The 19,859-nt window shown below is 67.9% G+C and carries 21 protein-coding genes; 14 read left to right on the top strand and 7 right to left on the bottom strand.

Annotated elements, in window-relative coordinates; genetic code table 11:
* Positions 1–2: 2 nt before the first annotated feature.
* From CVH10_RS08930 to CVH10_RS08915, 4 genes are read left to right on the top strand one after another with little or no spacing between them, the layout of a single operon-like run.
* On the top strand, positions 3–716 hold the full coding sequence (locus tag CVH10_RS08930) for an aspartate/glutamate racemase family protein (protein WP_035597358.1): 714 nt from the start codon (positions 3–5) through the stop codon (positions 714–716).
* A gap of 36 nt (positions 717–752) precedes the next feature.
* Positions 753–1,625 (top strand): MOSC domain-containing protein, encoded by an 873-nt coding sequence (locus tag CVH10_RS08925; RefSeq protein WP_106488428.1) that lies wholly within the window; start codon positions 753–755, stop codon positions 1,623–1,625.
* Positions 1,626–1,628: 3 nt separating this feature from the next.
* Entirely contained in the window at positions 1,629–2,066 is a 438-nt protein-coding gene (locus CVH10_RS08920; protein ID WP_106488427.1) for an N-acetyltransferase, read from the top strand.
* Between the two features lie 42 nt (positions 2,067–2,108).
* On the top strand, positions 2,109–2,495 hold the full coding sequence (locus CVH10_RS08915; RefSeq protein ID WP_035597352.1) for a tautomerase family protein: 387 nt from the start codon (positions 2,109–2,111) through the stop codon (positions 2,493–2,495).
* On the opposite strand, the gene CVH10_RS08910 is transcribed toward CVH10_RS08915, so the two are convergent.
* Positions 2,492–2,917, bottom strand: coding sequence for a helix-turn-helix domain-containing protein (locus CVH10_RS08910; RefSeq protein ID WP_219924694.1), 426 nt, complete (start codon positions 2,915–2,917; stop codon positions 2,492–2,494). The genes CVH10_RS08915 and CVH10_RS08910 overlap by 4 nt on opposite strands.
* Before the next feature lie 38 nt (positions 2,918–2,955).
* On the opposite strand from CVH10_RS08910, the gene CVH10_RS08905 reads away from it, so the two are divergent.
* The gene (locus tag CVH10_RS08905) at positions 2,956–3,633 is read left to right on the top strand and encodes an HD domain-containing protein (protein WP_106488426.1); all 678 of its coding nucleotides are present in this window, start codon (positions 2,956–2,958) and stop codon (positions 3,631–3,633) included.
* Between the two features lie 84 nt (positions 3,634–3,717).
* Here CVH10_RS08905 and CVH10_RS08900 read toward each other — a convergent pair whose 3' ends face one another.
* Complete coding sequence (locus CVH10_RS08900) at positions 3,718–4,368, bottom strand: 2OG-Fe(II) oxygenase (RefSeq protein WP_035597346.1); 651 nt, start codon at positions 4,366–4,368, stop codon at positions 3,718–3,720.
* Positions 4,365–4,985, bottom strand: coding sequence for a CoA pyrophosphatase (locus CVH10_RS08895; protein WP_181244378.1), 621 nt, complete (start codon positions 4,983–4,985; stop codon positions 4,365–4,367). The genes CVH10_RS08900 and CVH10_RS08895 overlap by 4 nt, the downstream gene beginning before the upstream one ends.
* Before the next feature lie 92 nt (positions 4,986–5,077).
* Here CVH10_RS08895 and CVH10_RS08890 point away from each other — a divergent pair, with 92 nt between their 5' ends.
* Positions 5,078–5,635 (top strand): NUDIX hydrolase, encoded by a 558-nt coding sequence (locus tag CVH10_RS08890; protein ID WP_106488425.1) that lies wholly within the window; start codon positions 5,078–5,080, stop codon positions 5,633–5,635.
* Positions 5,636–5,878: 243 nt separating this feature from the next.
* On the opposite strand, the gene CVH10_RS08885 is transcribed toward CVH10_RS08890, so the two are convergent.
* Entirely contained in the window at positions 5,879–6,190 is a 312-nt protein-coding gene (locus tag CVH10_RS08885; protein WP_106488424.1) for a YqfO family protein, read from the bottom strand.
* Positions 6,191–6,377: 187 nt separating this feature from the next.
* On the opposite strand from CVH10_RS08885, the gene CVH10_RS08880 reads away from it, so the two are divergent.
* Complete coding sequence (locus CVH10_RS08880; RefSeq protein WP_106488423.1) at positions 6,378–6,884, top strand: fasciclin domain-containing protein; 507 nt, start codon at positions 6,378–6,380, stop codon at positions 6,882–6,884.
* Between the two features lie 147 nt (positions 6,885–7,031).
* Positions 7,032–7,877 (top strand): fructosamine kinase family protein, encoded by an 846-nt coding sequence (locus CVH10_RS08875; RefSeq protein ID WP_106488422.1) that lies wholly within the window; start codon positions 7,032–7,034, stop codon positions 7,875–7,877.
* Between the two features lie 27 nt (positions 7,878–7,904).
* On the opposite strand, the gene CVH10_RS08870 is transcribed toward CVH10_RS08875, so the two are convergent.
* On the bottom strand, positions 7,905–8,804 hold the full coding sequence (locus CVH10_RS08870) for an alpha/beta fold hydrolase (protein WP_035597336.1): 900 nt from the start codon (positions 8,802–8,804) through the stop codon (positions 7,905–7,907).
* Positions 8,805–8,973: 169 nt separating this feature from the next.
* Between CVH10_RS08870 and CVH10_RS08865 the strand changes: the two genes are divergently transcribed.
* The 4 genes from CVH10_RS08865 (at position 8,974) to CVH10_RS08850 (ending at position 15,822) form a co-directional block, all read left to right on the top strand.
* Positions 8,974–10,419: a TolC family outer membrane protein gene (locus tag CVH10_RS08865; protein WP_035597334.1), complete on the top strand. Its 1,446-nt coding sequence runs from the start codon at positions 8,974–8,976 to the stop codon at positions 10,417–10,419.
* Between the two features lie 92 nt (positions 10,420–10,511).
* On the top strand, positions 10,512–11,768 hold the full coding sequence (locus CVH10_RS08860; protein ID WP_106488421.1) for an efflux RND transporter periplasmic adaptor subunit: 1,257 nt from the start codon (positions 10,512–10,514) through the stop codon (positions 11,766–11,768).
* Positions 11,765–14,944 (top strand): efflux RND transporter permease subunit, encoded by a 3,180-nt coding sequence (locus CVH10_RS08855; protein ID WP_106488420.1) that lies wholly within the window; start codon positions 11,765–11,767, stop codon positions 14,942–14,944. The genes CVH10_RS08860 and CVH10_RS08855 overlap by 4 nt, the downstream gene beginning before the upstream one ends.
* A 176-nt stretch (positions 14,945–15,120) precedes the next feature.
* Positions 15,121–15,822 (top strand): hypothetical protein, encoded by a 702-nt coding sequence (locus tag CVH10_RS08850; RefSeq protein ID WP_106488419.1) that lies wholly within the window; start codon positions 15,121–15,123, stop codon positions 15,820–15,822.
* Here the strand turns inward: CVH10_RS08850 and CVH10_RS08845 are convergent.
* Complete coding sequence (locus CVH10_RS08845) at positions 15,819–16,433, bottom strand: TetR family transcriptional regulator (RefSeq protein WP_106488473.1); 615 nt, start codon at positions 16,431–16,433, stop codon at positions 15,819–15,821. The two genes, CVH10_RS08850 and CVH10_RS08845, sit on opposite strands and share 4 nt — an antisense overlap.
* A gap of 152 nt (positions 16,434–16,585) precedes the next feature.
* Between CVH10_RS08845 and CVH10_RS08840 the strand changes: the two genes are divergently transcribed.
* Positions 16,586–17,617, top strand: a complete 1,032-nt coding sequence (locus CVH10_RS08840) for a succinylglutamate desuccinylase/aspartoacylase family protein (protein ID WP_035597321.1) — start codon at positions 16,586–16,588, stop codon at positions 17,615–17,617.
* 21 nt (positions 17,618–17,638) lie between these two features.
* Here CVH10_RS08840 and dusA read toward each other — a convergent pair whose 3' ends face one another.
* Complete coding sequence (gene dusA / locus CVH10_RS08835; RefSeq protein WP_219924693.1) at positions 17,639–18,655, bottom strand: tRNA dihydrouridine(20/20a) synthase DusA; 1,017 nt, start codon at positions 18,653–18,655, stop codon at positions 17,639–17,641.
* 251 nt (positions 18,656–18,906) lie between these two features.
* On the opposite strand from dusA, the gene CVH10_RS08830 reads away from it, so the two are divergent.
* Complete coding sequence (locus CVH10_RS08830; RefSeq protein WP_106488417.1) at positions 18,907–19,857, top strand: site-specific integrase; 951 nt, start codon at positions 18,907–18,909, stop codon at positions 19,855–19,857.
* Positions 19,858–19,859: the final 2 nt, after the last annotated feature.

Raw genomic sequence — 19,859 nt, 5'->3', positions numbered from 1 at the left:
CCATGAAGACCATCGGCGTGCTAGGCGGCATGAGCTGGGAGTCCACCCAGAGCTACTACCGGGCCCTCAACGAGGGCGTGAAGCGCGAGCTGGGCGGCTTCCACTCGGCGAAGGTGGCGCTCTACAGCGTCGACTTCGCCGAGATCGAGACGCTGCAGCAGGCCGATCGCTGGGACGAGGCGGGCGAGCGGCTGGCCGAGGCGGCGCGGCGGGTGCAGGCGGCGGGAGCCGACTTCCTGCTGCTGGCCACCAACACCATGCACAAGGTGGCGCCGGCGATCGAGGCCGCCACCGATATCCCGCTTCTGCATATCGCCGATGCCACCGCCGAGCGGCTGCGCGAGGACGGCGTGCGTCGGGTGGGGCTGCTGGGCACGCGCTTCACCATGGAGCAGGCCTTCTACAAGGACCGGCTCGGCGAGCGCTTCGGCATCGAGGTGCTGGTGCCGCAGGCCGAACAGCGCGAGCGGGTGCACCGGGTGATCTTCGAAGAGCTGTGCCAGGGGCGCATCGAGCCGGCCTCGAAGGCGGCGTATCTCGAGATCATCGCGGACCTGCACGCCCGCGGCGCCGAGGCGGTGATCCTCGGCTGCACCGAGATCGCGCTGCTGGTCGGCCAGGGCGATACGCCGGTGCCGCTCTACGACACCACGGCGCTGCACGCCGAGGCCGCGGTGACGGCCGCGCTGGCCGAGGAAAAGGGCGAGCGGGCTTGATAGAGTGATGGCTCCACCAACGCCAGGGAGGCAGGGATGCGCATCACCCAGCTCAACATCTATCCGGTCAAGTCGCTTCGCGGCATCGCCCTCGACCAGGCCACGCTCACCGAGCGCGGTCTGACTCTCGATCGTCACTGGATGGTCGTGGACGCCCGCGGCCGCTTCGTCACCCAGCGCGAATGCCCCGCCATGGCGACGGTGACGGTGCGCCTCGAGCCAAGCCGCCTGGTGCTGGAACATCCCGAGGCCGCGCCCCTGGCGGTGCCGCTGGCGCGTCACGGACTCGAGCGCCTCGAGGTCAGCATCTGGAAGGACACCTGCGAGGCGCTGGACGAGGGCGCCGAGGCGGCCCAGTGGCTGACCGCCGTGCTGGGCGATGGCCGACGGGGCGACGGCCGGCAGGGGGATGAAGAGGGCGGACTGCGCCTGGTGCGCTTCCCCGAGGAGCGTCGTCGCGAGGTCGAGGCCGACTATCTGCGCGGCGAATCCGCCCATACCGCCTTTCCCGACGGCTATCCGCTGCTGGTGGCCCATCAGGCCTCCCTCGAGCGGCTCAACGAGCGCCTCGCCGAGAAGGGCCTGGACGCCGTGCCGATGAGCCGCTTCCGGCCCAACGTCGTGGTCGAGGGGGAAGGGCCCTTCGCCGAGATCGACTGGGACGAGCTGGCGCTCGGCTCCGACGTCCGACTGGGGCTGCGCAAGCCGTGCAAGCGCTGCAAGATCATCACCCAGGATCAGCGCACCGGCGAGGCGCCGGTGCCCAAGGAGCCGCTGAAGACGCTGGTGGAGATGGACACCCAGCCGGGCTGGAAGGGCGCCTTCTTCGGCCAGAACGCCGTCCCCCTCGACGGCATCGGCCTGACGCTGCGCGTCGGCGATGACGCGACGGCAACGATCAGGGCCTGAGGCGTGGAACTGTCGCTGTGCCCGGCCCGGCAGTCCGACCGTGACTGGGCCGCCGCCCTGGTGCGGGCCAACATGCGCGAGGCCTATGAACGCCATGGCCTTTCCTGGCAGCCGGAGGCGTTCCAGGCCGACTGGGCCGCCGGCGAGAACCATCTGCTGTGGTGCGAAGGCGCTCGCGTGGGCTATCTGCGCCTCCACGACGGCGAGGACATCGGCTATCTCCAGGACCTGCAGATCGTGGCCGGTCGGCGCGGCGCCGGGCTTGGCGCCTGGGCGCTCGAGGCCGTTAAGGCGCGGGTCCGCGAGCGTCGGCTCGAGGCGCTGCGGCTCAAGGTGTTCGCCGACAGCCCGGCCTTGCGGCTCTATCGCCGCCATGGCTTCGTCACGCTATTGCACGCGCTGCCGTTGATCGGCATGGAATGTCGGCTGGCGGCGGGATGAACGCCTTCCGGGCCGGAAGGCCCCTTTTCATAAGGACATGACATGATCGTGATCTATGGCATTCGCCATCGTCTGGATCCCATCAAGGCCCGCCTGTCGGCGGTGATCCATGGCTGCATGATGGACGTCTTCGGGCTGCCCGAGGACAAGCGGGCACAGCGCTTCATGCCCATGGACGCCGAGGACTTCTACGCCCCCGGCGGGCGCAGCGACGCCTATACCGTCATCGAGATCAACATGATGGCAGGGCGCACGGCAGAGACCCAGAAGGCGCTGATCAAGCAGCTGTTCGCCAACATCGAGGCAGAACTCGGGATCGCCCCGGCGGACGTGGAGATCATCCTCAAGGAGCAGCCGCCGCACTGCTGGGGCTTTCGCGGCATGACCGGCGACGAGGTCCGCGACCTCACCTATCGCGTGGACCGCTAGTCCGGGTCGCGAGTCGGCAGTTCTTCGACCGTCAGTGCAAGGAATTGCTCGGGCGGGGCATAGCATTCCGGCAGCTGATCGCCACCCCAGCGGGCGAGGGCCTGCATGGCCGGCAACAGGGCCGCGCCTTGGCTCGTCAGATGATACTCATGACGTTTCGGGCTCGACCCTGAGGGTACGCGAGCGACGATGCCGTATCCGGCGAGCCGGCGCAGGCGATTCGCCAGGATGTTGGTCGGGATCCGTTCGGCGCAGTGGCTGAAGTCGCTGTAGCGGTGCTGGCCCTTTATGATCTCGCGCAGGATCACCAGGCTCCAGCGGTCGCCGATGAGCTCCAGGGTGCGCGCCAGCGGGCATGCTGTCGGGGAAGGGGAAGAGGAAGTCATATCGGCAAGGTACCGGATCAGGCGCAATGCTTGCAATATGCAAGTCATGCTTCTAGTAGCTGGTGCGCAGTCAGATGGACGAGGGCCTGAGTCGGCTGGCCTGGCGGCTCGGCCATTCGTCTGTCCGCAGGCGTGCGGTGGAACCTTCCCGGGTGCAGGCGCCTGATAGCGCACTCTGCCGGCGGGTCGAGGCCCGGGTGGCGGCGCACTACAGCCCCGCGTTGCTGGCCCATTGCTATCGCAGCTGGTGGATGGGCGCGCTGGTCGGTGAGGCGCTGGGTATCGAGGCGGATGACGAGATGCTCTATGTGGCCTGCCTGATGCATGACGTCGGCCTGACGGACGCTCATGCGAGCTGCATCGCAGAGACCGCATTCCAGGTCACCGGTGCCCGGGAGGCGCGTCGACTGGCACTGGCCGAGCAGTGGCACGACGAGGATGCAATTCGCCTCTATGAGTCGATCAGCTACCACCTGAACCCATGGCTCGATGCCCGGCGCCACACGCCGGAGGCTCTTCTGCTCAAGTACGGGGCCCACATGGATGTGGTCGGTGCCTACCGGCATCTGTTATCCGAGGAGGCCTTGCGAGCGATCCATCGACATCATCCGAGGGAAGGATTTCGTCAGGAGATCACCCGCTCCATCGTGTCGGCCCCGCACCGGGCCGGTGGGCATGCGCATTGCCTTCGTCGCCTGGGATTCGCCCGGCTGGCCGGGAACAATCCCCTGGAACAATATGCGACCTCATGAAAGGCCTGTGGGGGCGAGGTCGGCCCTGAGATCGGCGGGCCGACCGAAGCGGCCATGGGGCATTGCATGCGGCGGGTGTCGCCGTCAGCGCGACGGGTCCACCAGGCCGCCCAGCGAGGCGTTGCGGCGGAACCAGCCGGCGATGCTGGCGCGCGGATAGCGAGTCGGCAGTACCTCGTGGGGCACCCGATCGGAGAGGAAGCAGACGAAGGTGCCGGCCTCCGGCCGGACCCGGGTCAGCTCGCGCGCGGGGTCATGCTCGTCGAAGATCACCATCTCGCCTTCGCCGTCGGCGGGCCAGTCCGGGTTGAGATAGCCCACGGTGGAGATCACGCGGTTGGCGCGGCCGCGGAAGCTGTCCAGGTGGCGCTTGTAGAAGGCGCCGGGCGGGTACTGGGCGAAGTGCGCCTCGTACTCGAACAGGCCCAGGAACAGCGCCTGGTTCAAGGCCTGCTGCAGCTCGCCCATGGCTTCCAGGTAGCGGCGCTGAGCCAGACTCTCGCGGTCCAGCCAGCGGATGGCGTCGCCGCGGATGTCACGGCGCAGGTGATGCTCGCTGCCGCGGCCGACGCCGGCGGCTTCCAGCGCCTCGCGGGCGGCCATCGCCTCGACTTCGGCGAACAACGGGGCGTGCAGGGCCTCGGGCAGGAAGGCTTCGCCCAGGTACCAGCCCTGTTCGACCAGGGCATCGACCAGCTCGGTCAGGCGGGCGGGGGGCAGATGCGGGTGGCTCATGATGGCGTCAGTCGGCGTTCGGGGTGGAAATGCAGGGTGCCTGCGGGGCGCTGGAAGAGGTCGATCGGCATGGCGAAGCCCTCGGCCAGCAGCTCCACCAGCATCATCGACGACAGGCCCCAGATCACGTGGTCGTCGTGGCGATAGCTCGGCACGTAGTAGTCGCGGCCGTCGAGGCGGATCACGTCGGTGTGGGTGCGGCGGTCGGCGAGGAAGCTCGCCACCGGCACCTCGAAGATGGCGTCGAGCTCACCCGGATCGGGAGCCAGTGGCAGGCCCGGGGGAATCACGCCGACGAAGGGCGTGACGCGGATGCCGTGCAGCGAGATGACCTCGGACAGTCGGCCGAGCACCTCGACCCGGTCCGGCGGCAGGGCGATCTCTTCCTCGGCTTCGCGCAGGGCGGTGGCCAGCAGGTCGGCGTCGCCGTCCTCGCGTTTGCCGCCGGGGAAGGCGACCTGGCCGCTATGGGTGGAGAGGTGGGCGGCGCGGCGGGTGAACAGCAGCGTCGGCTCGGGGTGGGCCACCAGGGGAAGCAGCACCGCCGCCTGGGGCAGGTCGAGGGCCAGGCGGCGCGGCGCATGCGCTTGCAGGCGCTCGCGAAGTTTCTCTAACATGATGATTCCATCGAGTTTCACCTCTTTTACCCAGTCGCCGCGCGCGGCGTCAAGCCCGGGGCACTCCCGGTGCCAGCCAGTCAGGGAGCGCCATGAACTTTTGCAGTCATTGTGGGCAGCCGGTCCGTTTCGCGATTCCCGAAGGCGATGATCGGCCACGATTCCTGTGCGACGCCTGCGGCACCATCCACTACCAGAACCCTCGCATCGTCGCCGGGACCCTCCCGGTATCGGGCTCGCGGGTGCTGCTGTGCCGCCGGGCCATTTCTCCGCGCAAGGGCTACTGGACGTTGCCGGCGGGCTTCATGGAGAACGGCGAGACCACCGTCGAGGCGGCCGCCCGGGAGACCCGCGAGGAGGCCATGGCCGAGGTGGCGCTCCAGCCCCTCTACACCATGATCAACCTGCCGCACATCGACCAGGTGTTCATGATCTTCCGCGCCGAGCTCGCCGGCGACTTCGGCCCCGGGCCGGAGAGCCTCGAGGTGGCGCTGTTCGAGGAGCATGAGATTCCCTGGGACGCGCTGGCCTTTCCCACCATCGAGCGTACCCTGCATCACTTCTTCGCCGATCGGCGCCAGGGCGACTTCGCCCTGCACGTCAGTGACATCACGCCCGAGGATCGCGAGCGCTACTTTGGCTCGGCCTGACGGCGGGCTCGCTGCCTGACCAGACGACGCCACGGGCCATGCCCGTGGCGTTTTCGTCGTGGGGCGCCGGATATCGGCCGGACGCTAGGCTTAGTCCGAAAAGTCGACGAGCGAAGGATAGACAAGGCAAAAATCAGTGAAAAAACGGAGTTTGCGAGCTGTAAATGAGCATTTTGATCGGACTCGCGCCCGAGCTGATTTTTAACGCCGTATAGCCGAGCGCAGACAGTTTTCAGACATTGCCTAGAGGTCGGCCAGCCGCCAGACGTCGTAGGCCGGCTCCTCGTAGGGGTGAGCCCGTCTGAGCGCGGCCAGGGCCTCGCGGATCAGTCCGTCCTCGCAGACCAGCTCCACCTTGAGTTCCTCCACGTGTTCCAGGTCGTCGACGCGGCCGATATGCGGGTCGGCGCCGGTCAGCGGACGAAACTGCCCGGTGCCCGGCGTCTGGAAACAGCAGGCCTCGTAGTCGCCGATGCGCCCGGCGCCGGTGGCGAACACGGCTTCCTTGACGCGCTCGGCGTCCTCCACGGGCACGAAGAAGGCGAGCTTGTACATGACGGTCTCCGATGTCGAGGGTTCTTCCTCGTTGTGCCATAGCGGCGCGCGCCCGTCAGCCATGCGCGAGAAAAAACTTGCCTCTTTTCTGTACGTGGATTAATTTCTGTATAGGTTGAGTAAAGGAATATCTGCCAGGACATTTCCCGCATCGAGTGTCAGCCGGTATCCCCGGAGGAGTCATCTCATGAAGGTCATGACATCACGCATTCCCCAGTTCATCGGCGCCGGCCTGGTCGGCTTGGCCCTTAGCGGCGGCGCCCAGGCCGATCATCACGGCATGAAGGCGGACGTCGTCGATACCGCCGTCGAGGCCGGCCAGTTCGAGACCCTGGTGGCCGCGGTCGAGGCCGCCGGCCTGGTCGAGACGCTCAAGGGCGAAGGCCCGTTCACGGTCTTCGCCCCGACCGACGAGGCCTTCGCGGCACTGCCGGAGGGCACCGTCGACGACCTGCTCAAGCCGGAGAACCGCGACACCTTGACGTCCGTGCTGACCTACCACGTGGTGCCCGGCAAGGTCACGGCCGAGGACGCCATGTCCGCCGACAGCGCCACCACCGTCCAGGGGCAGGACATCAGCATCACCACCATGGACGGCCAGGTGATGGTGAACGAGGCCACCGTGATCCAGCCCGACGTCGAAGCCAGCAACGGCGTCATCCATGTCATCGATGGGGTCCTGATGCCCGAGTGACGTCTGCCGCTTCCCCCGCGATTGCATCCTGCAATCGGTCCCTTGCCGCCCACTCCGGGCGGCTTTTTTATGACGGGGCCGCGGTTTTGACAGCAGGGGCGCGCGGGGCGAGCCTCGAGTCACATGATGACGGATGGAGCACAACGCATGGTCGACGATGCCTTGACGGCGCTGCTCGAGCGCCTCGACCTCGGCTTCCGAGGGCCCCTCGAGCCGCTCTCCGGCGGTGATATCGCCGCCGTCTACCGCCTGGACACCGATCGCGGCGAGGCGGTGGTCAAGCGCGACGATCCGGCGCGGCTGGCCGGCGAGGCCGAGGGACTGCGCGCCCTGGGAGCGGCGACGGGGCGACTCGTGGTGCCCGAGGTCTGGGGCGAGGGCGATGGCTGGCTGGTGATGGAGGCGCTGACCCCGGCCCGGCGCACGGACACGGGCGAGCGGGCGCTGGCCGAGGGCCTGCGCGAATTGCACGGGGTGGGACACTCGCCGCACGGCTGGGCGCGGGACAATGCCTGCGGCGCCACGCCCCAGCCCAATGCCCCGCTCGACGACGGTCGCGCCTTTCAGCGCGAGCGTCGGCTGCTGCCGCTGATGCGCGCCTGTCAGGCTCGGGGGCTGCTGGACGATCGCCTGTGCGCGAGGCTGGAGGCGGTGGCTTACGGGCTCGAGGGCTGGCTGCCGGATACGCCGGCGCGACTGGTGCATGGCGATCTGTGGTCGGGCAACGTGCTCTACACCACGCGCGGGCCGGCGCTGATCGACCCGGCGGTCTATCGTCACTACCCGGAGGTCGATCTGGCCATGCTGACGCTGTTCGGCGCTCCGTCAGAGGCCTTCTTCGACGCCTACTGGAACGGTGCGGCACCGGCGGACTGGTCGCGTCGCGAGGCGCTGTTCCAGCTCTATCCGCTGCTCAACCACCTGCTGCTGTTCGGCGGCGCCTATCGCAGCGGCGTGGCACGAGCGTTGCAGCGAGTGGAAGCGGGCGGCTGAGGTGCTCCGGTGCCGCGGCCGGTGTTCTCAGCCCTGGCGAAGCCGGGCCAGGGCGCGTCGCCACCAGGGCGTCCGTTGTCCGGCGGCGGGGAAGTCCCGGGTCAGGAAGTCGGCGATCGGGTCGACCTGCTCGGTACGGTCGAGCATCGGGGCATGGCCGCAGTCGCTGGCCTCGAGATGGATCAGCCCGGGCTGGGCCTGGCGCATGCGCTCGACGCTCTCGGCCTTGAGCAGCGGCGAGTCGGCGCCGCGTACCACCATCAGCGGGCAGCGGATCGCGCGCCAGTCGGCCCAGGTATCGCGCGGCGTATCGTGGATGAATTGCTCGCCGATGCGGGGATCGTAGTGGTAGGTCCAGCCGCCGTCCGGCAATCGACGAGCGCTGCCGAGGGCCAGGCGACGCCAGGCGTCGTCGCTGCGCGGGCCGAAGCCGGCATAGTGCCGGCGCAGCTCCGCGGCCAGGTCGCGGAACCGGCCGAAGCGGTGGGGCACGCCGAAGTAGGTACCCAGCGCGGCCAGGCCGTCGGGGTCCAGCTCCGGGCCCACGTCGTTGAGCACCAGGCGCTCGATGCGCGCGGCGGTGTCCGCTTCAGCGGCCAGCAGCATGCCCAGCAGGCCGCCCATGGAGGTGCCGACCCAGGGCACCCGCTCGAGGCGGAAGTGATCGAGCAGCGCGACTGCTATGGTCATATAGTGCGAGTACAGATAGTCATGGGCGGGATACAGCGACCAGCTCGACAGGCCTCGCCCGGGCGTGTCCGGCGCCAGGACTCGCCAGCCCGGGCCGAGCAGGCGGGCGAAATCGGCGAAGTCGCCACCGTGGCGGGCCAGGCCGTGCCAGGCGATCAGGGTGCGGGGTGCATCGGGATGCCAGATGCGGACGGCGACGTCCAGCTCCCTGACGCGCACGAAGGTCAGGTCGTCCATGATGAGGGCTCGGTCGGCGGATGTGGCTTTGCAGCATAGACGATGCCGGGAGGGCAGCTTGCTAGGAAAGTAATTTTCTTGCTAATTACACGAACGTTGATGGATTGACGTGCTAAACATGCGACAATGAATGTATATCCTCATAGTCACTCTTAGAAGGAACTTGCCGATGAAGCCGTATCGTCCGGTATCGTCGGGGCGGCGTGCCCTGTTGCCCTGCCTGCTGGCCGTCTCGCTGGCCGGTCAGGCCCAGGCCGCCGACCTGCTGACCATCACCCGGGATGCCATCGACAACAATGCCAGCCTGGCTTCGGCCCGCGCCCAGTACGGCAGCGTGGAGGCGGGCCGCGACGTCGCCCGTGGCGACCTGTTGCCCCAGGTCTCGGCCTCGGGCCAGGTCGACCACAACCGTCTCTACGAGAGCGTCTCCTCGAGCCGCGGGGCCGGTGCGGGCAACGGCGATGACAGCTACAACAGCGCCAGCCTGACCCTGGAGGCGACCCAGGCGCTGTTCGACGCCGCCAACAGCGCCGAGGTGGATCAGGCCGCGAGTCGGATCGACCAGCAGACCTACCAGCTGGCCGCCACCGAGCAACAGGTGCTGATCGACGTGGCGTCGGCCTACTTCGATATCCTGCGTGCCCACGAGATCCTCGAGGCGCGTCGTGCCCAGGAGCGGGCCATCGGCCGCCAGCTCGAGCAGGCCCAGGAGCAGTTCGACGTGGGCCTGATCGCCATCACCGAGGTGGAAGAGGCCCGCGCCAGCTTCGACCAGTCCCGTGCCGACCGCATCGCCGCCGAGAACGATCTGCAGGTCAGCTTCGAGACCCTGGAGCGGCTGACCGGGCAGCGCTACGACAGCATCGACGCGCTTCAGGAGGCCATGCCGGTGACTCCGCCGCAGCCGAGCGGCCGCGATGCCTGGGTCGAGCTGGCGATGGACAACAGCCCGCTGGTGCTGGCCAGCCAGGCCGGCGTCGAGGTCTCCGAGGATGCCGTGGACATCGCCCGGGCCCAGCGCCTGCCGGTGGTCGAGGCCTTCGCCAACTACAGCTACTCCGACACCGATCAGGACCAGATGGACGGGCATAACTCCCAGAGCCAGGTCGGCGCCCGGGTGAGCCTGCCCATCTACACCGGCGGCCGCACCAGCGCCGGCATTCGCCAGTCCACCTACGACCTCGAGTCCAGCCAGTACGACTTCGAGGATCAGCGCCGCCAGACCGTTCAGCAGGTGCGTTCGCTGTACACCCAGGTCACCAACGACGTGGCCACCGTCGAGGCGCGGGCCCAGGCCATCGTCTCCAACCAGAGCGCGCTGGATGCCACGCGCGCCGGCTACGAGGTCGGTACCCGCAACATCGTCGACGTGCTCAACGCCGAGCAGAGCCTATACGATGCCATCGCCGATCATGCCGATGCGCGTTTCAGCTACGTGATCGACCTGCTCACCCTGCGTCAGCAGTCGGGCACCCTGAACGTGCAGGCCATCGAGGCGATCAACGACTGGCTGTCGGCGGAGCAGGGCGTGTCGCTGGCGCTGCCGGAGGCCGGCGAGGCCAGCCGCTACGACGAGGCGATGAACATCGGCGCGCCGCCTCGGCCCGAATCCTGATAGTCACTTACGTGCAGGCGTGAATGTATGTTTAGATTCACGCCTGTCGTGCGATACCCCTTCGACGTTCGATCCCCTAACGAGAATCAGGCATGAACACAACACTTCGACGCAGTCGTGCAGGGCTGTTGGCGCTGGCGGCTGGACTGCTGCTGTCGGCCTGCGGTCAGGAGGAGGCCGCTCCGCAGCAGGGCGGCGAGACACCGCCACAGCCCAAGCCGGTGACCACGCTGGCGCCTCAGGACATTCCGCTGGACAAGTCCTACCCGGCCCAGCTGCGCAGCGATACCGAGGTGACCCTGGTGGCTCGCGTCACCGGCGTCCTCGAACAACGCCTCTTCGAACCCGGCGACATCGTGGAAAAGGGCGACAGCCTGTATGCCATCGAGCCGGACCTCTACCAAGCCACGGTGTCGCAGCGCGAGGCCGACCTGGCCAGCGCCCAGGCCGAGCTGGAGCGGGCGCGTCGCGACGCCAACCGCTTCCAGGAGCTGCTGCGTCAGAACTCGGTGAGCCGCCAGCAGGCCGACCAGGCCCAGGCCGACCTCAACGTGGCCCGGGCCTCCGTGGCCCAGGCCGAGGCCGCGCTGGCCAGCGCCCGCATCGACCTGGACTACGCCGACGTCACGGCCCCGGTCAGTGGCGCCATCGGTCTGAGCGAGGTCAACGTGGGCAACCTGGTCAGCGCCGGCACCGAGCTGGCCACCATCACCCCGGTGGACCCGCTGGAGGTGCGCTTCCAGCTTCCCCAGCAGGATGCCTTCACCCTGCGCCGCCAGCTCGGCGAGCAGGCGCCCGGCGAGATCGCCGCCAGCCTGGCGCTGCCGGGCGTCGACGAGGCCCTCGAGGGGCGCCTGGAATTCCTCGGCTCACGGGTGGACGAGCGGACCAGCACCGTGCAGGCGAAGGCGACCTTCGACAATCCCGAGGGCGAGGTGCTGCCCGGCCAGTTCGTGCGGGTGCGCCTGGAAGGCCTGAAGCGCTTCGACGTGCTGGCGGTGCCGTCGATCGCCGTGGGTCAGGGCCTGATGGGGCCCCAGGTGTTCGTGCTCGACGAGGACGACGTGGCACGCGCCCGCACGGTGGACCTCGGCGAGCTGGCCGGCCCGTGGCAGATCCTGACCAGCGGCGTGGAGCCCGGTGATCGCGTGATGGTCGGCGACCCGGCGGGCGTCCAGCCCGGCACGCCGATCGCGCCCCAGCCGTTCGATGGCGACGCCCGGGCGCTGATCGCCCAGGCCACCGGCCAGAGCCAGGACCAGCCATCCGGGCAGGGGCCGGCACAGGGCCGTGATGGCGCGGCCGGCGCCGAACGGGCTTCGCCGGCCGAAGAGGACGCGGCGGAATGAATTTCTCCAACTTCTTCATCAAGCGACCGATCTTCGCGTCGGTGCTGGCGATCATCCTCACGGTGGTCGGCCTGATGAGCATGCGGGTACTGCCGATCGAGCAGTACCCCAGCGTGGTGCCGCCCACGGTCTCGGTCAACGCCACCTTCCCGGGGGCGGACGCCGAGACCGTGGCGCAGACCGTGGCGGCGCCCCTGGCCGAGGCCATCAACGGCGTCGAGGACATGCTCTACATGAACTCGACCAGCTCCGACAACGGGATGATGAGCCTGAGCGTGGCCTTCAACATCGGCTCCGACGGCGACATCAATACCATCAACGTCAACAACCGGGTGCAGGGGGCGCTCTCCCAGCTGCCGGAGGCGGTGCAGCAGCAGGGCGTGACGGTGGAGCTGCGCTCCAGCTCGATCCTCATGCTGGTCTCGCTGCTCTCCCCGGAGGGCGATTACGGCAAGGTCTACATGCAGAACTATGCCGCCCTCAACATTCTCGACGAGCTGCGCCAAGTGCCCGGCGTCGGCGAGGCCGAGGTGCTGGGCGGCGGCGACTTCGCCATGCGCATCTGGATGGATCCGGACAAGCTGGCGCAGTACGACCTGACGCCGTCCGAGGTGGCCAGCGCGATCCGCGCCCAGAACACCGAGGTGCCGGCGGGCAGCCTGGCGTCGGCGCCCCAGTCCGATGCCCGCGCCTTCACCTACACCATCACCGCCGGCGGCCGTCTGAGCGACGTCGATGACTTCCGCGACATCTTCCTGCGCACCAATCCCGACGGTTCGGCCCTGCGCCTGGATGACGTGGCGCGCATCGAGCTGGGCGCCTCGTCCTACGGCGTCGATGCCACGCTGAACGGTGGCACCATGGCGCCGATCCTGATCAACCAGCAGCCCGGTGCCAATGCCCTGGAGACCGCCAACGCGGTCAAGGCGAAGATGGAGGAGCTGGCCGGCCGCTTCCCGCCGGGACTCGAGTACGCCACGCCCTACGACACCACGCTGTTCATCGATGCCTCCGTGGAGACCGTGCTTCACACTTTCATCGAGGCGTTCCTGATCGTCGGCGTCATCCTGTTCATCTTCCTGCAGAACTGGCGCTTCACGGTGATCGCCATGTCGGTGGTGCCGGTCTCGGTGCTGGCCACCTTCGCCGGCTTCTACGCCTTCGGCTTCTCGATCAACCTGCTGACGCTGTTCGCCCTGGTGCTGTCGATCGGCATCGTGGTCGACGACGCCATCCTGGTGGTGGAGAACGTCGAGCGGGTGCTCAGCGAGGACGAGGAAACCACCGTCATGCAGGCCACGGTGCAGGCCATGCGCGAGGTCGGCGGGCCGGTCATCGCCACCTCGCTGATCATGGCGGCGGTGTTCGTGCCGGTGGCCTTCCTCGGGGGCTTCAGCGGCCAGATCTACCAGCAGTTCGCCCTGACCGTGGCGGTGTCGGTGGCCTTCTCTGCGCTGATGGCGCTGACGTTCACCCCGGCGCTGTCGGCGATCTTCATCAAGCATGATCTGCACACCAGGGAAACGGGCTTCCAACGCGCGGTGCGTACCCCGCTGCGCCTGTTCGATCGCTTCTTCGCCGGCACCACCGCCGTCTACATGTGGGTGGTCAAGAAACTGGTGCGTTTCTGGGGGCTGGCGCTGGTGCTGACCGCCCTGGTGGGTGCCGGCTCCTGGTGGCTCTACCAGAGTACGCCCTCGACGCTGGTGCCCGAGACCGACCAGGGCATCGTGATCGCCTCCGTGCAGCTGCCGGATTCGGCCTCGCTGGAACGTACCCAGACCTACATGGCCAAGCTCAGCGCCGCCATCGAGGACAGCCCCGGCGTGAAGTACTCCACGTCGGTGGCGGGCTACGACATGCTGACCAGCTCGGTGAACACCGCCCGCGGGGTGATCTTCGTCACCCTGGAGCCCTGGGAAGAGCGCGAGGTCACGGCCACCGACATGATCGGCCGGATCATGGGCCTGGGCGCACAGATTCCCGGCGGCTCGGCGATGGCCTTCAACATGCCGCCGATCATCGGCCTGTCGACCACCGGTGGCTTCACCGGCTACCTGCAGTCCTATGAGGGTGCCTCGCCGGAAGAGCTCTACCAGGCGTCGGTCAAGGTCATGCAGGCCGCCGGTCAGCATCCGGTGCTGAATCAGGTGTTCACCACCTTCAACGTCAATGTGCCGTCCTTCCATGCCGAGATCGACCGGCAGAAGGCGCTGAGCTACGGCGTGTCGCTGGAGGCGCTCAACTCGACCCTGGGCAATACCTTCGGCAACGGTTTCGTCAACTACTTCAGCTACAAGGGCCGGAACTTCCAGGTCTATCTGCAGAACGAGGACGAGTACCGGGATGCGCCGGATGACATCAACAGCGTCTACGTGCGCGGCGGCGACGGCGAGCGGATCCCGCTGTCCGAGTTCGTGACCCTCGAGCGCCAGGTGGCGCCGGCGGTGGTGACCCGCTTCGGCGTCTATCCGGGGGCCCAGTTCCAGGGTGGTCCCGCACCGGGCTACAGCTCCGGCCAGGCGATCGCCGCCATGGAAGAGATCGTCGACGATCAGCTCGGCGACGGCTGGGGCATGGGCTGGACCGGTACCGCCTATCAGGAAAGCGAAGCCGGTAACGCCGCGACCATGGCCATCGTCTTCGGCCTGCTGATGGTGTTCCTGATCCTGGCGGCGCAGTACGAGAGCTGGTCGCTGCCGCTGGCGGTGCTCACGGCCACGCCCTTCGCCTTCCTGGGCGGCATCGGCGGCATCGCCCTGCGCTCGCTGGATACCAGCGTCTACGTGCAGATCGGCATGCTGGTGGTGGTCGGGCTGGCGGCCAAGAACGCCATCCTGATCGTCGAGTTCGCCGAGCTGCAGCGTCGCGAGATGGGCAAGACCATCCGCGAGGCGGCCATCACGGCGGCGGAGCTGCGCTTCCGGCCGATCGTGATGACCTCGCTGGCGTTCATCTTCGGCACCCTGCCGCTGGCCATGGCCACCGGCGCCAGTGACACCAGCAGCCAGCACATCGGCACCACGGTGGCGATGGGCATGGCGTCCGTGGCGGTGCTCGGCAGCCTGTTCGTGCCGACCTTCTACGCCATGATCGCCAGCGTCACCGATTGGCTGAAGCGCAAGACGGGCGGCGATCGCGCCGAGCGTCCGGCGCTGGAGCAGGACGCGAGCTGATCAAGGTCGCGTCCGAGTCGACGGGCACCGTCTCCCCGAGGGAGGCGGTGCCCGTTTGCGTTGGGTCAGGAAAACGTCGCTGTGCGACCAAAGTGGGTGTGACGCGCCTCCGACGAGCGCTACGCTGAAGGCAGGACAACACTTTGCCGGCTAATGGGCCGGACGGAGGAGCCGCCATGAACGCCATCGCCTCGCTTGCCCTCAGCTTTCCGCTGATCTTTTTCACGGCGCTGCTGGCGCTGGTGGCCGTCTACTGGCTGCTGGTGCTGGTGCGCCTGGCCCCCGTGGAGCTGTTCGAACACGACAGCCTGCGCAACGACACCCTGGCCAGCGCCCTGGTGTCGCTGGGTTTCGCCGGCGTGCCGGCCTCGCTGGCGCTGAGTGCCTTGATCGTGCTCGCCTCGCTGCTGGCCTGGGTCGTCGAGATGGCGGTGCTGGGGCCGCTGCCGCTGGGCTTCTTTCGTGTGCCGCTCGGTCTGGCGGTGATCTGGGGCGCCTTCGCGCTGGCCTCGCCGCTGTCCGCGGCGTTGTGTCGTCGGCTGCATCGCCGCCTGCACCGGCATCCGAGCCTGTCGAAGCGCTGCCTGCTGGGCGAGCGCGTTCGGGTCATCGACGCCGATGCAGGAGGCGCCACGGCGGAAATGGTCGATGATCCCGGTCGCCAGGTACGCCTGCGGGGCAAGGCCGGCAATCGGCCGCGTGTCGGCGACGTGCGCGTGCTGGTCAAGTATCTGGTCAACGACGAGGCCTATCGCTCGGTGCCCGAGCAGGACTACCTGGATGCCCGCACGCGACTGGTGCGGCTGCATCTGGTGGAACGCCATGAGGGGTCGATGCCGCGTCAGGAAGGCCGCCATGGTTCGCGGCCGTCGGCCTAGGCGGGAGGGTGGCTGAGCAGTCGCAGCTGGGCGTCGATCAGCTCACGGCTGCGCTCGGCCAGCGAGAAGGCCTCGGGGGCGCGTAGCCAGTCGTGATAGAGCCCGCTCATTATCGACTGCAGCAAGCAGGTGGCCAGCTCGGGGGAGACATCGTCACGCAGTTGGCCGAGCTGGCGGGCGGTGGTGAAGTAGCCTCGCAAGGCGTCGAGGCATTCGCTGGCCATCTCGCTCTGCATGGCCTGGGGATCGATGTCGCTGAAGAACTCGCAGCGATGCAGCAGGATGGCGTGCACGCGTCGATGGCGCGGCTGTTCCAGGCGCTGCACTCCTTGCTGGCAGCCCAGGCGGATGGCCTCGAGAGGCCTGGTATCGTCGGCCTCGCTTTCCTTGACCAGTTCCTCGAAGGGCATGCGCACCCGGTCGACCATGGCCCGGAACAGGTCGGCCTTGTTCTTGAAGTGCCAGTAGACGGCGCCGCGGGTCATGCCGGCGTGGCGGGCGATCTGTTCCAGCGAGGTGCGGGCCACCCCTTTCTCGAAAAACACTTCCTCGGCGGCATCGAGCAGGGCCACGCGAGTGGCTTCGGCTTCGGCCTTGGTACGTCTGGCCATGGGATGATCGACTCCGGGTGAGTAGGCGGCCATTCTACCCAAGCCGAGTGACGCTTTACATTCATCCTTGAATGCCACCTTGGTCTTCGTCGCTTGAGCCGCCCGCGGGGATGAGTGAATATGAGTCAGCGCTTATCTCAGGAGATCGCCCCATGGCCCGTGCTCCCTTCGAACTCGCCGACGTCCGGGTGGCGCCGGGCAGTCGTCAGCAGATCGACGTGCCGGCGGCCCGGCTCTACACCCATGCGCCGCTGACCATCCCGGTGGAGGTGGTCCATGGCCGCCAGCCGGGGCCGGTGATGCTGGTCTGCGGCGGCATCCACGGCGACGAGATCAACGGCGTGGAAATCGTGCGCCGGCTGCTGCGCTCGCGGCAGCTGAAGGGACTGCGCGGGACCCTGATCGGCGTGCCGATCGTCAACGTCTTCGGTTTCGTCCAGCACAGCCGCTACCTGCCCGATCGGCGCGACCTGAACCGCTGTTTTCCGGGCAGTGAGTCGGGCTCGCTGGGGAGCCGGATCGCGGCCCTGTTCCGCGAGCAGATCGTCGACCAGGCGACCCATATCATCGATCTGCACACCGGCGCCCTGCATCGCACCAACCTGCCCCAGATCCGTGCCCGGCTGACGCCCGGCAGCGAGACCGAACGCATGGCGGATGCCTTCGGCGCGCCGGTCATCCTCAACGCCGAGCTGCGTGACGGCAGCCTGCGCCACTACGCCGAGAGTCGCGACATCCCGGTGCTGACCTACGAGGCCGGCGAGGCGCTGCGCTTCGACGAGTGGGCCATCGCGCCGGGCGTTCGCGGTGTGCTGCGGGTGATGCGTCGCCTCGGGATGCTGACCGGCGAACGGCGACGCCGGCCACCGCCCGCCGCCGAGGTGGCCGGCGGCTCGAGCTGGGCGAGGGCGCCGATCGACGGCATCCTGCGGCCGCAGGTGCGTCTCGGTGCAAGGGTGGCCGCGGGAGAGCTGCTGGGACGGGTGGCCGACCCCTTCGGCAACGCCGAGGGCGAGGTGCGGGCCGTGGCCGACGGCATCGTGATTGGCATGAGCCGCCTGCCGCTGGCCAACGAGGGGGAGGCGCTGTTCCATATCGCGCGCTTCGATGCGATCGAGGAGGCGGAGAGCGCCGTCGAGAGTTTCCAGTCGAGCCTCGACCCGCCCCCCGATGCCCTGTACTGACGCGCTTTGTCGACCGACGGCTCAGCCGGCCAGACTGGTGTCCTGCGGCCGGGGCACCAGGCCCAGGGCATCGTCGAACACCGCCATGCCGGCGCCTTCGCGGTGGGCATGCTCCGAGAGATGGCGGCGGAACTTGCGGCCGCCCGGGCAGCCCTGGAAGAGGCCGAGCAGGTGGCGGGTCATGTGGTTGAGCTTCGCCCCTTGCTCGAGCCGGCGGGCGATATAGGGCCGGAAGGCTTCGGCGGCGGCATGACGATCGGCCGCGGGGGCGTCTTCGCCATAGAGGCGCCGGTCGACGTCGGCCAGCAGCCAGGGATTCTGGTAGGCCTCGCGGCCCACCATCACGCTGTCCACGTGTTCGAGCTGGGCCTGGCACTCGTCGAGCGTCTTGATGCCGCCGTTGATGCCGATGTGCAGATCGGGTCGCTGCTGCTTCAGGCGATGCACGCGGCCGTAGTTGAGCGGCGGCACGTCGCGGTTCTCCTTGGGTGACAGCCCCTCCAGCCAGGCCTTGCGGGCATGCACGGTGAACACTTCGCAGCCGGCGTCGGCGACGCGCTCGATGAAGTGGGCCAGGTCGGCGTCCTCGTCCTGGTCGTCGATGCCGATGCGACACTTCACGGTGACCGGGATCGACACCGCCTCGCGCATCGCCGCCACTGCCGCTGCCACTTTCTCGGGATGGGCCATCAGGCAGGCGCCGATCAGGTTGTTCTGTACCCGGTCGCTGGGACAGCCGACGTTGAGATTGACCTCGTCATAGCCCCATGCCTCTGCGATCGCCGCGCACTCGGCCAGTGCGCCGGCGTCGCTGCCGCCGAGCTGCAGGGCGAGCGGATGTTCCACGTCGTCGTAGCCGAGGAAGCGCTCGCGCGGGCTGCCGTGCAGGATGGCGCCGGTGGTCACCATCTCGGTGTAGAGCAGGGTGCGGCGCGTCAGGGTCCGGGCGAACGCGCGGTAGTCGCGGGTCGTCCAGTCCATCATAGGCGCTACTGAGAACGTCCTATCCAGCGCAGGCCGCGCGGTGCCAGTATTCATGCCAGTTTCGGCGTTTGCCATATCACTCATGACTGTTCATATTTACAGTGGTTTTGCCCTGTTTTGCGCCATGTGTTGGTACAGATTTGGCACACGGGGCGTTGGCAATTTGGTACATCAGGGAGGTTCGCGTGGCGACGATCAGGAAGCGTCAGCGAAAGGACGGCAGTTTCTCATACCTGGCTCAGATCCGCATCGCCCGCCGTGGGCAACCAGACCACTCCGAGTCCAGGACGTTCCCGCGCAAGGCGATGGCGGAGGAGTGGGCCAAGCGCCGCGAGCTCGAGCTGCACAGCCCCGGCGGCGTGCTCTCGGCGAAGTGGAAGGGCGTGACCCTGGACGATGCCATCGAGCGCTACCTCCACGAGTTCGCCCAGGATGCCGGGCGCTCGAAGCGGGCGACCATCCAGCAGCTTCAGCGCTTCCCGATCGCCAGGGTGCAGGTCACCGAGCTGACCAGCGAGCAGATCATTGGCCACGCCGTCATGCGCCGTGACAGCGGCATCAAGCCCTCGACCATCAACCAGGACATCACCTGGCTGGGCATCATCCTCAAGACGGCAGTGGCGGCCTGGAAGATGCCGGTGGAGCTCAACGAGTTCGAGTCGGCCAAGCTGCTGATGCGAAGCAAGGGGCTTGTGTCGCGGCCCGGCGCCCGTGATCGCCGGCCGACGGAGAAGGAGGTCGAGCAGATCCGGGCCTACTTCCGCCGCTCGCAGCGGATCCGGCCCAGTGCGATCATCCCCATGGAAGACATCATGGACTTCGCCATCGCCTCCTCGAGGCGCCAGGAGGAGATCACACGGCTCACCTGGGCGGATCTCGACGAGCAGGCGATGACCTGCTGGGTGCGCGATGCCAAGCACCCGCGGCAGAAGTGGGGGAACCACAAGCGGTTCAAGCTGAGCCACGAGGCCATGGCCATCATCCAGCGGCAGCCGCGCGCCCAGGGCGAGGAGAGGATCTTCCCCTACCACGGCAAGTCGATCGGTACCCGCTGGCGGGCGGCGACGGCGGCGTGCGGTATCGAGGATCTACGCTTTCACGACCTGAGGCATGAAGCGACGTCGCGGCTTTTCGAGGCAGGCTATGAAATCGTGGAGGTACAGCAGTTCACGCTGCATGAGAGCTGGGATGTGCTGAAACGGTACACGCATCTGCGCCCGGAGAACCTTTCGCTGCGACAGGCACCGGGCGCCTGAGG

This window comes from Halomonas sp. ND22Bw, from assembly GCF_003011945.1.
Lineage (GTDB): Bacteria > Pseudomonadota > Gammaproteobacteria > Pseudomonadales > Halomonadaceae > Halomonas > Halomonas halophila.
The sequence above is the reverse complement of the archived record's forward strand: the minus strand, read 5'-3'. Positions and strand labels throughout refer to the sequence as shown.